The following is a 13,681-nucleotide window of genomic DNA, read 5'->3' on the forward strand; positions in this document are numbered from 1 at the left end:
ACGCGCATCGGGGTCGGCCATCATGTGCCGCGCCGCGCTTGCAACCGCCCGCGCGAACCCGTCGGCGAACGCCTCGTCGAAGAGCGCGTCGTTGTATTCGAGCGCGATGACGGGCGAGGCCGTGGTACCCTCGATATGGATCGACAGGTCGAACTTCGGGCGCAGATCGCCCACGAACTCGGTCTCGATGGGCACGCCCTCGAACGCGAGCTCGCTTTCGAGCCCGAGCTGGCAGGCGAAGTCGATCGAGGGAGAGTAGCCGGCCTCGCCGACGATCTCCAAAAACGGATAGGATGCGTGGGCCAGCGCCTCGCCCATCGCCGAGCCCGTCGCCTCGAGGTATTCGGCGACGGAGACATCCGGGTCGACGCCGATATGAAGGGGAAGCGTCTTGACGAACATGCCGACGCCCGCGCGCATACGGGCGTCGTCGCGCCCGGCGCTGACCATCGAGAAGTACACGCTGCGCTCAGCGGCGTAACGTGCGATCACGTAGCCCGTTGCGGCAAGGAACAGACGTGCAGGCGTGGTGCGGCGCTCGCGCGTGAAGCGATCGAGATCACCGCCGCGAAACGGNGTGCGGCGCTCGCGCGTGAAGCGATCGAGATCACCGCCGCGAAACGGAGCCTCGACGCGCGCGAGCGCACCGTCTTCGACACGCCCGCCCAGCTTGGGGGCGATACGGGTCGCTTCGCCCCCGAACTCGGAAAAGAGATCGCGAAAGTACGCCCGCGAGGCCTCGCCAGCGCTCCCGTCCGCCGTTTCCAGCTCGATCCGCGCCGCATCGAGCTGAACGACCTCGGTTTCGAGCGGCGATCCCTCATAGGCGGCACGCACATCGCGCAGGAACACGCTGAGCGAGAACCCGTCGAACACGAGATGGTGGGCATCGAAGAACAATGCGACGCGGTGCTCGGTCCGTACGATCTCGCAGCGGCACAAAGGCCCCTCATGCAGATCGAACGGACGGGCAAGCTGCGGGGCGCGCGCCTTGAGCGATGCTTCGCCCTCTTGGACGACGGGCACATCGAGCACGCGGTCGTTGTCGAGCACGAGATCCTGTACCGATCCCGCCGACTCGACGTGTGCCTTGAGCACCGGATGGGCGTCGACGGCGGCAACGAGGGCAGCCGCGAGCCGACCTTCGTCAACCGAAAGCGGCAAGGTGGCGAGCGTCGGGATGTTGTATGTCAGGGCTTCGGGGCGCTTCATCGCATCGTAGTACACGCCGAGCTGCGCCGAAGAGAGGGGTGCGCGCTCGCGGTTTACGCCCGTCTCATCGGTTACGGCGGCGGGCGATGCAGCCGAGCCGTTGCCGTCGGAAGGCGGCGCGCCGTCCGCGCAAACCGAGGAAAGCAGGTGCTCGACGATCGCATCCTCGATCGAGAGGATGCTGCCGCCTTCGAGCAGGGTGGCGACCGATATGCGGCAGCCGTAGCGTTCCTCAAGTTCCGTGGCCACCATGATGGCCGAAAGCGAGGTGACGCCGCAGGCCATCAGGTCGTCGCCGATGCCGATCGCATCGTTTCCCGTCGCGTCGGCAACGATGCCGACCAGCTCCTGCTCGAGTTTCGTGAGCGGATGGGACGCCGATGCCGTCGAGGTCGCCGCCTTCGGCTCGGGAAGCTTGCGCTTATCCACCTTGCCGTTGTGGTTGAGCGGAATCTCCTCGATCTGCATCGTCACCGCCGGCACCATGTAGGCGGGCAGCTCCTCTTTGATGAAGGCGTTCAAGGCACCGACATCGACGGGGTCGTCGGCAACCACGTACGCGGCGATGGCCTTGCCCCCAGCCGGCAGATCGTAGGCGATGACGCTCGCGTTGCGAACCGGCTCGAAATCCCGAATGCGCTTCTCGATCTCCGAAAGCTCGATGCGGAAACCCCTGATCTTCACCTGCTCGTCGGCACGGCCGACGTACTGCATCGCGCCGTCCGCCAGCCTTCGGCACACGTCGCCCGTCATATACATGCGCGTGAACCCGTCTTCGTCGGAGAAGGGGTTTTCGGTGAAGGCCGCCTGCGTCTTGTCGGGAAGGTTGAGGTATCCGCGCGCCACCTGCCTGCCCGAAACGGCAAGCTCGCCGGGTACTCCCACAGGAAGCGGCCTGTTGAACGCGTCGACGATGTAGAGTTCGTTATCCCCCGTCGAAAAGCCGATCGGAACGACATCGTATTCCCGATCGATCGAGAAGTCCGTCACGAATATCGTGCACTCGGTCGGGCCGTACGCGTTGATGTAGTCGTAGCGCGGGGGCTCGCACGGCACATGCTTCTCTCCCCCGGACAAAAGCGCTTTCAACGGGTCGTCGGGGTACGCGCACACGTACTGCCTGCCCAGCTGCGTGGTGAAAAACGCGACGGTGATGCGGTTGGACAGCATGAACTCGTGGAGCGCCGGAAGATCGAGGCGTATATCGTCGGGTATGATGCAGACGCATCCCCCGCTCGTGAGGTACGTGTAGAACTCGAGCATCGAGGCGTCGAAGCCGAAGCTTCCGTGCGCCGAGGCGCGGTCGGTCGGCCCGAGGTCGAGCCGCTCGTGCAGACACATGCAGAAGTTCACCAGATTGCGATGCTCGAGCATCACGCCCTTCGGTTTGCCCGTCGTCCCCGACGTGTAGAGCAACGTGAACAGGGTATCCGCTGCGGGCCCTTCGAGCTCGACCGACGCATCGAGCGCGAGGTCGACCGCTTCGGACGCATTGAGCACCGCTCCTTCGAACCGCTCGGGCACGAGGGGTTTCAGCGTTTCGTCGACGATGACGATGGGAGCCCCGGAATCTTCGAGCATGTAGCGCAGGCGTTCCTCGGGATACTTCGCGTCGAGCGGCTGCACGGCGCCCCCGGCTTTGAGTATGCCGAGGATGCAGATGGGAAACTGCTCGTTGCGCTTCACGAGAACGCCCACGGGAACCTCGCGGCGCACGCCCCGTTTTGCCAGCTCGCAGGCCAGCGCTTCGGAGCGGCGATCGAGCTCGCCGTAGGTGAGCACCCTATCGCCCGAGACGATGGCTTCGTTGTCGGGATGGGCGGCCACCTGCGCGCGGAAGAGGTCGACGACGGTCAGGTTATGGTCGTAGTCGGGCACGCCCGTGCGGTCGAGGGCCCTCAGCCGATCGAGCTCTTCGCGCGAGCAGAGCTCGATCTCGCTCAGGTTTTGATCCTCGAGCAAGCCCTCGACGATCCGAACCATCAAGGCTCCGAAGCGCTCGATCGTATCGCGGGTGTAGCGATCGGCACGGTACTCGAACGACAGCTCGTAGCCTTCAGAACCCTTGGACACGCTGAGCGCGATCGTCGCCATCGCATCCTCGTGAGGCGCCCGCCGCATCGCGACGAAGCGGCCGTCCAGATCGATGCCCGAGAGCATGTCACCCTGGTATACGAACATGACGTCGGAGCGGACGTTGTGGCGCGCCGCCAGCTCGACGAACGAGCACTGATCGTGCTCCATGCATGAGAATTGAAGGTCCTGTATGCGCTCGAGGAACGCAGCGGTGCGCTCGGTCTCGTCGATCGTCGTGTACAGCGGAAGCGTTTTGACGAGCATCCCGAACGTGGCGCCCAAAGCCGGATCATGGCGCCCATTCTCGGCCATGCAGGCCAAAACCTCGCTTTGCCCGGACGATTTGGCGAGCGCATACAGGTACGCCCCAAGGAACAGCGAGCTTTCGGTGATCCCCGTCGCCCGCGTGCAGGCGGCAATGGAAGCGAGCGTTTTCTCGTCTCGAACCGAGACGTCCACCCCGCGAGAGACCGGCCGGTCTTCTTCGAGGATGGCCCGGTCATCGGCAATCGGACTCGAATCCACCTCCACGCCGTCGAGCATCGCATCGAAAAACTCCTGATCCCGCTGGGTGCGCCCCGACTTTCGGGCGGCTTCGTGCGCATTGGCGACCATGAACGAATCGACGGTTTGCGCTCCGAGGTCCTTTCCGCCGAAGACCTGCGCCACCCGGTCGTAAAACAGGGCTGTCGACGTCCCGTCGGCGATGATGTGGTGCATGTCGCCCAAAAGCACCACGCCATCGCGGCAGGCGCACACCTCGAACCTGAACAGCGGACCGCACTCGAGATCGAACGGCTGCGCAAAGGAGGCGATGAGCTCGTCTGTGGTGGCCGCGGGTTTTTCCGTGATCGGCACGTCGATCGCGCAATCGGCGTCGTAGACGAGCGAGGCTATGCCGTTTTTCTGCGCGGCATGCACGCGCATGAATGGGTATTCCCCGATCACGGCGACAACGGCGTCGCGCAGACGCCGCCGGTCGATATCCCAATCGGGTTCGAACAGAAAGCCCATCGCGTTGTTGTACATGAGCCTTTCGGGATCGCGCGCACACTCGAGGTACACGCCGAGCTGGCTGTCGGTCATAGGGTAAGCCTCGCGCTCGACGCGCAGCGAATCCAGATCAGCGTACAGACCCGCTTCCTGCTCGCCCTTGCCGAGCTGCGCGGCAATCGCACGCGGCGTTCGCCCCCTGAACACGTCCTGCGCCGCAAGCGCATCCTGCGCAAGCTCTGCCTGGAGCATGACGACCTTGATCGAATCGCCGCCGAGCGCGAAGAAATCATCGTCGATTCCCACGTTCTCGATGCCGAGAACCGATGCGAAGGCCTCGCAGATCCGCTTCTGCTTTGCCGTTTCGGGGGCAACGTAGGCTTGACTGAACGACGCGGCGTCGGGAGCTTGCAGGCTCTTGCGGTCGACCTTGCCGTTGACGTTGAGCGGGAACGCTTCGAGACGAACCAAAAATCGGGGAATCATGTAATCGGGCATCTTGGACGAGAGTTCCGACCGGATGAGCGCGTCGAATTCCGCATCCGATCGGCCCGCTTGCTTCTCGGGCACGTAGTATCCGCATAGGTAGGTTTGCCCGTCGTTGTCCTCGAACGCCTTCACGACGGCGTTCTCGATGCCGTCGACGGCCGCCATGGCAACCTCGGGCTCGCCCGTCTCGACGCGCTGGCCGTTGACCTTGACCATCCAGTCCATGCGGTTCACGTACACGATACGGCCTTCTTCGTCGCGATAGCCCACATCGCCCGTCATGAAGAGCCGCTCGTCACCCAGGCCCGAAGCAAAGGGGTTCTCGCGAAACGCTGCGGCGGTTTTCTCTGGCAGGCCGATATAGCCTCGGGCGATCGGCCCCGCGATGCAAATTTCGCCTTCGCTGCCGTCGGGAACCTGGTTGCCGTCCTCATCGAGCAGGTACACCGAGTAGCCCTTCGTCGGATACCCGATAGGCGTGTTCTCGTAGGCCTTGTCCACTTCAAAAGCGATCGCCACGCTCAACAGCTCCGAGAGCCCGTACCCGTTGTAGATGGTTCCGTGCTCGCGGAACACGCCCGAAAGCCGCTCGCCACCGCAGCAGACGGCACGAAGCGTGCTCGGCCTGTCGGGAAGCCGCTTGAGCAGCTGGGGGCTCATCACCGTGGCCGTGATCGCGTATTCGTCGATGCTGCGGTCCACCACCGCGATATCCCTGCGCTCCTCCTCCGAGAGGATGCAGATGGTTGCGCCCACCCACAGCGGCACGAAGATATCGGCCATCGAGATGGCGAAGTTGAACGGAGTGACGCTCAGCTCGATGCCGCCGGCTTCGCAAGAAATCGGGAGCTCCGCGACGATCGCCCGGGTGAACCCGTCGTGCTCGTGCAGAATGCCTTTGGGGTTGCCCGTCGATCCGGAGGTGTAGGTGACCATGGCGGCGTCGCGAGGATCGATTACGGGGCAGTCGCGCAGGGGTTCGTGATCGCGTGCCGCATCGACGAAGCCCTGGTCGATCAGCAGATCGCTGCCGCAATCGCCGACGATGTAGGTCACGCGGTCGGCTGGGTATTCGAGCGAGAGCGGCGCGAAGGCGGCACCCGCCTTCTGAACGCCGATGGCTGCGGCCAGGTAGTCGATCCCTCGGGGCAGCATGATCGGGTATATCTTCTCGCGCCCCGCGCCCCGTGCCGCCACTGCCCCGGCGAACCGGTCGGAAAGGTCGTCGAGTTCGCGATAGGTGATCCGCTCGTCTCCGCATACCAACGCAACCTTGTCAGGCTGGATTTGGGCGAGTGTCCGAAAGCGTTCGGGAAACGTGATCATGGCGGCCCTTTCGTCGATTATGTAATAGCATACTTATTTTATCCCATTACATCGATCTCCACGTCGCCTATCGGTTCTTCTCCACATACGGCGATCCGGTATCCCGCAACGTCCGAAAACTCCCTGAACTTCCAATTGTCCGCAACAGGCCTGATGAGCGTAGCTTTTTCGGCAACCTCGAAGCACACCGACGACGGATCGCCGGCGATGCCCTGCCCCGTTGCCTTGAGGTAGCTTTCACGAAGCGTCCATATTCGAAAGAACATCTCGAACGGATCCGTCGCCCGCTCGATCTGCCGAAGCTCCTCTGCGGCGAACGCGCGCTGCGCGATCATCAAGTAGTCCAGCGAACGGCAATGCTCCACATCGCAGCCGACCGCCCCCATCGACCCTACGGCGAGCAGTGCCATGGTTTTGCTATGGGACAGGGAAAACGGGGGGCCTCCCGCACGAAACGGCTTACCCCGCTCGTCTCGCTCAACCGAAGCCGAGCCGATGTGCTCTACCAGAAGGAGGCCGGCACCGAGGCAAAGCCGTTTGTCCTCGTCCTTCGCGAACCGCTCGATGCGCTCGCGGCGCTGCGCATCAACCCTTGCGAGTAGATCGGGGTCGCGAGGGTCGAGCGCACTCACGTCAAGGCAGTGCACGCTGATCATGCTGCGCCCTTTCGCCGACACCTCGCGCTGCGCGACTTCCGCAGGCCCTGCGCGCTGCATGCCTTCCGCAGACCCTGCGCCGTCACAGGGCGAAGCCCCCGCGCAGTGCGCAAGCGGGGGCTTCGCCGAATGCCGCCTTCGAAGACGGCGTAGCTCTGTATCGTGCGCTTCCTCAGCCTGATGCCTTAGCGCTTGATGTTGTAGAACGCGCCCATGCCGGCGTAGGTTCCAGCGGCATCGAGCTCTTCTTCGATGCGGATGAGCTGGTTGTACTTCGCCACGCGATCCGAGCGGCAGGGTGCGCCGGTCTTGATCTGGCCGACGTTGCAGGCAACCGCCAAATCGGCGATCGTCGTGTCCTCGGTCTCGCCCGAACGGTGGCTCATGACGCAGGCGTAACCGGCCTGCTTCGCCATCTGGATGGCCTCGAGCGTCTCGGTGAGACTGCCGATCTGGTTCACCTTGATGAGGATGGCGTTCGCGCAGCCCATCTCGATGCCCTTCGCCAGACGCTTGGAGTTGGTAACGAACAGATCGTCGCCCACGAGCTGAACGCGATCGCCGATACGCTCGGTAAGCGCTTTCCAACCGTCCCAATCCTCCTCGGCCATGCCGTCCTCGAGCGAGATGATCGGATATTTGTCGACGAGCGCCTCCCAATAATCGACCATTTCGGCACTCGTGAGCTCGCGCCCCTCGCCGGCCAGCACGTACCTACCGCTCTCTGCGTTGTAGAACTCGGTGGAAGCGGGGTCCATCGCGAACATGATGTCGGTGCCGGGCGCGTAGCCGGCTGCTTCGCAGGCGCGCACGATGTACTCGAGCGGCTCTTCGTTGGTCTTGAAGTTGGGAGCGAACCCGCCCTCATCGCCCACGCCGCCGCCGAGGCCGGCGTCGTGCAGGACCTTCTTGAGCGTGTGGTAGATCTCGGCGCACCAGCGCAGCGCCTCGGCGAAGGAGGGGGCGCCTACCGGCATGATCATGAACTCCTGGAAGTCCACGTTGTTGTCGGCATGCACGCCGCCGTTCAAGATGTTCATCATAGGCGTCGGAAGCAGGCTCGCGTTCACGCCGCCGACGTATTTGTACAGGGGCAGCTCCGCCGCCTCGGCCGCAGCCTTGGCAACGGCGAGCGATGCTCCGAGGATCGCGTTGGCACCGAGGTTACCCTTGTTGTCGGTTCCGTCGATTGACAGCATCGTCTCGTCGACGAGGCGCTGATCGTCGGCTTCCATGCCGATGAGCGCATCGGCGATCTCCTCGTTGACATGAGCAACGGCATTGAGCGTGCCCTTGCCGAGATAGCGCTCGGAATCCCCGTCGCGCAGCTCGACGGCCTCGAATGCGCCCGTCGAAGCGCCCGAGGGAACCGCCGCCCGTCCGAACGAGCCGTCCTCGAGTACGACCTCGACCTCCACCGTCGGGTTACCGCGTGAATCGAGCACTTCGCGGCCGAATACATCGATGATGATGCTCATGTGCACTGCCTCCTCATTGGTATTGGTATGGGTGACGGTTCGCCGTGCAAATGCGATACCGCAACCTAGCAAACGATGCCATGATACTAAATACCTTCGAAAGGCGGCACATGATCGGCGATTTCGCTCACAAGTTCCACGGCAGCGGCAAGGCGTCGCTACAGAAACGCCGCGAGCGCCGCGCATGCGGCCAAACCGGCGATCAGCACCGCAACAGAAGCCCCCGAAAACTCCCGGGGATCGAGCTCGGTTCGCACATCGCCCATGCCGTAGCACCGCGCTTCCATCGCGACAGCCAGGTTGTCAGCGCGACGGAACAGCCCCACGAATAGGGGAATGAGCACGGTTTGCCATGCGCGCAACCGTTCCATTACCGTGCCGTCGGAAAACGCCGCGCCGCGAGCCCATTGCGCCGAACGCACCTGAGAAAACTCCTCAGCAGTCACGGGAATGAATCTGAGGGCGATCGAAACCATCATGGCGATATCCTGCGTGGGCACGCGAAACGCCCGCAGGGGCTTGAGGAAGTCGTTGAGCGCATCGGTCAGATCATTCGAGGTGGTTGTAAAGCACACGACGAAGCTTGCGAGTACAAGGAACACGATGCGCAGCGCATAGAACGCACCGCGAGCGAACCCCTCGGGCACGAACCCGAACGAACCGATCAGCGGCACCGGTGAAATGCCCGCAAGCACACCAGCCGAAACATCGCCTGCACCGAAACCCGTTGCAACGTGGGCGATATCGAACGCGAAGCTATTGAAGACAAGCGTGAACGCAAGGATAACGTACACGGGAACGAGCAATGAGAACATGCGGGCAGGCGGAATTTTCGCAACCAACATGGCTGCGAGGCAAGCGGCCATGCATACGCCCAGACCCGCCCACGTTTGCACGAAGAACAGCGTGACCGAATACGCGAGCAGCAAGACAAGCTTGACGCGCGCGTCAAGTCGATGGATAGGCGTTGTACCGGGTATGTAGATGCTCACGCTGAACTGCATGCAAGCAGTATGACATAACCGCTTTCCAACCGCTCGCCAAGCAGTGGAATCGGGTGACCCGAACGCCTCAACGCAACCGAGATGCAAAAACGTACCGGCTCAGGAATCGAGGGGTTCCCGATGGAATTCTCCCCGCCGCAGAAAAGGGCGCCCCGAAAGGCGCCCTTGGATCTCGAGGAATCGATCTCGGCTTAGAACTTCGCCTTGATCTTCTCGAAGGCGTCCTGAACGGCCTCGCCGGCATCCTGCGCTGCGCCCTTGACCGTCTCGGCGGCAGATTCAGCCGCGTGCTTGACGTTCTCGGCCATCTCGCTTGCACTCTCTTTGACCTGATCCATCGCCTCGGGCGCTTCGGACTTCGCGTCGGTCGCTGCATCCTTTACGCCGTTGCGAGCATCGTGTGCGGTGTCCTTCACCGCGTTCTTCGCATCGGTAGCTGCGTCTTTCGCGGCATTCTTCATATCGTGTGCGGTGTCCTCCGCCTTGGTGGCGGTATCCTTCACCATCGTATCCATATCAGCCATGATGATCTCCTTCTGGTTCACTACGGGGTTTGCCTATCGTTCATACGAGCTAGTCGCCAAATTCCTGCTCGGTTGCTTCCCTCAGCTCCTCGGCCTTCGCCGCGGTTTCAGCCGCCTCGACGGAAGCGGCTTCGTCGCATACCGCATCCGCGGATTCAACGGAAGCCTCGGCTTCGAACTTTATGCTCTCCTCCATGCGCTCAAGCTCTTCCGCGGCGCGCCTGCGCTCAACGTCGTCGTCCATCGTGAGCATCTTTTCGGCATCGGCCAATCCTGCTTTGGTCATGATCCCGCTCCTTTCGTCGGATTCTCTTCGAGCTACGTCGCCATCTGCGGCAACGCTTCGTTTTTGTTGATTCGATTGTATGCCTTATCGCAGGTCGGTAGGCGTACGGGCGGCAACGGAGATGAAACGGTTGCATGGCAAAAGAAACAGGCGGTCAACAACGCCTCGATCCGTCTCGTAGCCGAACGGCACTCCCGTTCGCGCCATTCGCAATGCAAAGCGCTATACTTACCCTTTCGGTGGTTTGGCATGGGAGGTCATCGCGATGGGGAAACGCACGCCTGCGGTTATCAACCAGGCGGAAGAACGGCAACGCTTGCTCGAAAGCGTCAAACGCAGCGTCGCCAAGAACCCTTTTCTCAGCATCGCGTTCGGGCTGTACTGGATGCAGACGACGCTGCTCTTTCAAAGCCCGTACCTGTTTCTCGAGCCGTCACCGCTCAGCGGCTTCCCGCTCCCGAAAGGAACGGTCCTGCTCGTAGCGAGCGTTGCCACCTATCTCATCTGGAGCATTCTGTACAAACGCATCAATGCGGTGAGCATGCGCCGCTGGTTCCCCTTTACGCTCGGTGCCGTTCTTTCCTTCGGCGCATTGCTGTTCACATGCTATCCCGAGTTCGCGTACACCCATCACGACATCGCCGTCATCCTCTATCTGCTCGGATCGATTCTCATCGGCTGCGGCACCGCGAACGTCAACCTCGAAGCAAGCCGCATTCTCGGCCACATCGGTCCCAAGCAAGCATTGTTTCACCTGGTATTCGCACTGCTCATCGGTACTGCAGGAGCTTACTTCTTCTCGTTGCTGCCCTTGGCGGCAGGTAAAATCGCCATCGTCGCCGTGCCTATTCCGATGGTGTACTGCCTCATGAAAAGCTTCGATGCGGTACCACGCAAAGCCGTGTACAGCCACGGCATGAAAACCGAAGTGAAGCTGCCGACGAAGTTTCTCGTTACCTCGGCGTTTCAGGGCCTCGCACTCGGTGTCATGCACAGCCTGCTCGTAAATTCCTTCGAGAATTCTGCGCTGCTCGTTTCGCTGGGATTCTTTGCAGCCATCGGACTCGTGTTCTTCTGCTCGATTATGCTGAAAAGCGATTTCGATCTGCTGTTTTACCGCATCGGATTCCCGCTCATGGCCACAGGATTCTTCCTGCTCGGCATCGCACCGAGCATGGTGGAGATGGGAGCGGCGGTACTCGACGTCGGATACTGCTTCCAATACCTCATCAGCTGCTCGCTGTGCGCATACCTCGCAAAGGGGCTGAACCAGCCTCCCGTCTGGATCGTCGGCACGAGCACCGCGTGCCTCTTGGCCGGCCAGCTCGTCGGCACCGTGTTCGAGGCCGTCGCCCCCGACCAGACCGCGCTCGCCGTAACGGTTGCGTTCGTACTCGTGCTCGCGGCGCTGTACATGACGAGCAATCAGAACCTGCGCCGCGGCTGGGGCGCCGTCAGCCCCGGCTCGGATCACAAGGCGGACTCGGGAACCAACGAGGCGCTCGCCGTACAGGTGCTCGCAAGCGAGCACGGGCTTTCGGCACGCGAAACCGAGGTCTATGCGCTGCTTGTCAAAGGATACAGCCGCAAGGCCATCGGCGAAGAGCTCTGCCTGGCGGAAGAGACGATCAAAACCCATGCGGGCAGAATCTATCAAAAGTTCCTCGTGCACTCCAAGCAGGAACTCATCGCGATGACGCACGAGCGCGCTGCAACGCTCGGCGAGTAGGAGCCCGGTACAACCCGCCTGGCACAATGCCGTGCCGCCCGCGCTCCGGCTAACTGCCGCGCGGACGCGAAAAGCAATGCGACGATCGGCTGCGGCACCGCGGGCGGCACGCCCACCAACTGCCGCACTGGCAAATCGTCCCACGTGCCCGCAAGAAAACCCGCCCCGATGAAACGAATCGGGGCTTTCCCGCATGTATTATGCAAGGAGGTGATTTCAATGACCGACCAATTGCGTTCGGAACAATTCATGAAGCATGCGCTCGACACCCTGGCGGGCAGCGTCTATCGGCTCGCGCTCGCGCACCTGCGCAACGCCGCCGATGCGCAGGATGTCGTGCAGGATGTCTTTCTCAGCCTGCTCAAGAGCACCGTCGAATTCCACGACGACGAGCATATGAAGGCATGGCTTTTGCATGTCACCGCCAACCGATGCAGAGAATACCATCGCAGCGCCTGGAGACGGCGCGTTGAATCCACCGATGACGTTGCGTCGTTTGCAGAGTCCGCCGTCTGCGATCCCGGTCTCGAGGCGCTCTTCGAGCATCCCGTCTGGGCGGCGCTTGCGCATCTGCCGGAAAAGCTTCGCATCGTCGTTCACCTTCACGATGTCGAGGGGTATTCGACCGAAGCGATCGCGGATATCTTGGGCATTCTTCCTGCAACGGTGCGTACCCGCCTCCATCGCGGGCGCAAGCAGCTGCGGGAAAACCTCGGCGCAAACGAACAAGCCGCCATCATCACCACGAAGCAGAAAGGAGCGAATCATGAACCGCAACCTTTTCGATGACTACCGCAAGCACATGAACGAAGTCGAATTGCCCGATAACGCCCGCGAAAGCCTTAACCGGGCGATTCTCGAGGAGCGCTCGGCATGCAGCCAATCATCCGCAGCGCACTCGACGCGCAAGCGCCTCCCGACAAGACCCGCGTGGCGCATCGCGGCGGCTGCCTGCATCGGCGCCATCGTATTCGGATGCCTCTTTTTCACGCCCGCCGTCGATCGCATGCTCGGCAGCGATGAGAAATCGTTCGCGTTGACCGCTTATGCTGCGGGCATAGCAACCGAAAACGCAGGCAACGTAAAGCTCGCTCTCGGCAACTTCGCCAGCTGGGGCGGCTGGTACTCGTTCGACGAGTTAGCCTGGGAGAATGCAAGCCCCTACGAGAACGATTTCATTCACGACACGGACATGAAGAAGGGTTACATCTGCTCGATATATTTCGACCTCGCCTGCGAAGGCTCGGGCATCGCCTCGCTCACCTACGAGCTCGAAGGAGAAGGCGTGTACTTCAATTTCGATCCCGCGCGGGATTGGAGCACGCCCCCCGAAGATTTCACGCGCTACCGCTTTACCGTCGGTCCCGACGATCTGAAAAACGCCGACAAGGGCTTCATTTACATCGTGGCCAACGTTCCCGTCGAAGGTGATCTTGTCGAGTCGGCCGCAGTGCTCGACGAGCATCTTGAGCGCATGGATGAAGCCCTTGCAGAGAACCCGGACGAGAATCCGAACGAGGGGTTCACCCAAGACGAAATGGATGCCTACAACGAGGCGATGAACCAACTAGGCGTTCTCGTACAAACCAAGGCCGCCGAGATGGTAGGCGAATCGGTTCTCACCATCACGGCGACGTTCTATGACGGCACGACCGAATCGCACCGATACCGCATAGCCCCCGTTGAGGATATCGAGGAGCGCTATCAAAAGCTCATGGACGACAGTCGCCTCGAAGACCGCACCTCGCTTTTCACCATCGAACAGCTGAGCTAAGGCTACAGCACAGCGGAGGCGCGAAACCCGCCACGCATCCGCCCTGAAAACGACCCGTATCCCGAACGCCAACCGCACCCGCGCCAACGTACGCAAGCCCCGACGCTTTCAGCAAGCAAGCGTCGGGGCTCTAC

General features: G+C 62.0%; 9 protein-coding genes. 3 read left to right on the forward strand and 6 right to left on the reverse strand.

Going from position 1 to position 13,681, the window contains the following annotated elements:
* The 6 genes from C1722_RS09615 to C1722_RS09640 all read right to left on the reverse strand — a co-directional run.
* Positions 1-6,096, reverse strand: a 6,096-nt coding sequence (locus C1722_RS09615) for a non-ribosomal peptide synthetase (protein WP_146040641.1), incomplete at its 3' end; no start/stop codon positions are given.
* A gap of 38 nt (positions 6,097-6,134) precedes the next feature.
* On the reverse strand, positions 6,135-6,752 hold the full coding sequence (locus C1722_RS09620) for a 4'-phosphopantetheinyl transferase family protein (protein ID WP_180995121.1): 618 nt from the start codon (positions 6,750-6,752) through the stop codon (positions 6,135-6,137).
* A gap of 185 nt (positions 6,753-6,937) precedes the next feature.
* Positions 6,938-8,230, reverse strand: coding sequence for a phosphopyruvate hydratase (gene eno / locus C1722_RS09625; RefSeq protein WP_102379040.1), 1,293 nt, complete (start codon positions 8,228-8,230; stop codon positions 6,938-6,940).
* Positions 8,231-8,388: 158 nt separating this feature from the next.
* Positions 8,389-9,222, reverse strand: coding sequence for an energy-coupling factor transporter transmembrane component T family protein (locus tag C1722_RS09630; protein ID WP_244902516.1), 834 nt, complete (start codon positions 9,220-9,222; stop codon positions 8,389-8,391).
* Positions 9,223-9,425: 203 nt separating this feature from the next.
* Positions 9,426-9,758 (reverse strand): hypothetical protein, encoded by a 333-nt coding sequence (locus C1722_RS09635; protein WP_146040642.1) that lies wholly within the window; start codon positions 9,756-9,758, stop codon positions 9,426-9,428.
* Positions 9,759-9,807: 49 nt separating this feature from the next.
* A complete protein-coding gene (locus C1722_RS09640; protein WP_102379043.1) occupies positions 9,808-10,044 on the reverse strand; it encodes a hypothetical protein in 237 nt (78 codons plus the stop codon).
* A gap of 265 nt (positions 10,045-10,309) precedes the next feature.
* On the opposite strand from C1722_RS09640, the gene C1722_RS09645 reads away from it, so the two are divergent.
* From C1722_RS09645 to C1722_RS09655, 3 genes are all read left to right on the forward strand, one after another.
* The gene (locus C1722_RS09645) at positions 10,310-11,773 is read left to right on the forward strand and encodes a helix-turn-helix transcriptional regulator (RefSeq protein ID WP_146040643.1); all 1,464 of its coding nucleotides are present in this window, start codon (positions 10,310-10,312) and stop codon (positions 11,771-11,773) included.
* A 219-nt stretch (positions 11,774-11,992) separates the two neighbouring features.
* Positions 11,993-12,562 (forward strand): RNA polymerase sigma factor, encoded by a 570-nt coding sequence (locus C1722_RS09650; protein WP_102379045.1) that lies wholly within the window; start codon positions 11,993-11,995, stop codon positions 12,560-12,562.
* Positions 12,540-13,547 (forward strand): hypothetical protein, encoded by a 1,008-nt coding sequence (locus C1722_RS09655; RefSeq protein ID WP_102379046.1) that lies wholly within the window; start codon positions 12,540-12,542, stop codon positions 13,545-13,547. The genes C1722_RS09650 and C1722_RS09655 overlap by 23 nt, the downstream gene beginning before the upstream one ends.
* Positions 13,548-13,681 lie beyond the last annotated feature (134 nt).

The organism is Raoultibacter timonensis, from assembly GCF_900240215.1.
Classification (GTDB): Bacteria; Actinomycetota; Coriobacteriia; order Coriobacteriales; family Eggerthellaceae; genus Raoultibacter; species Raoultibacter timonensis.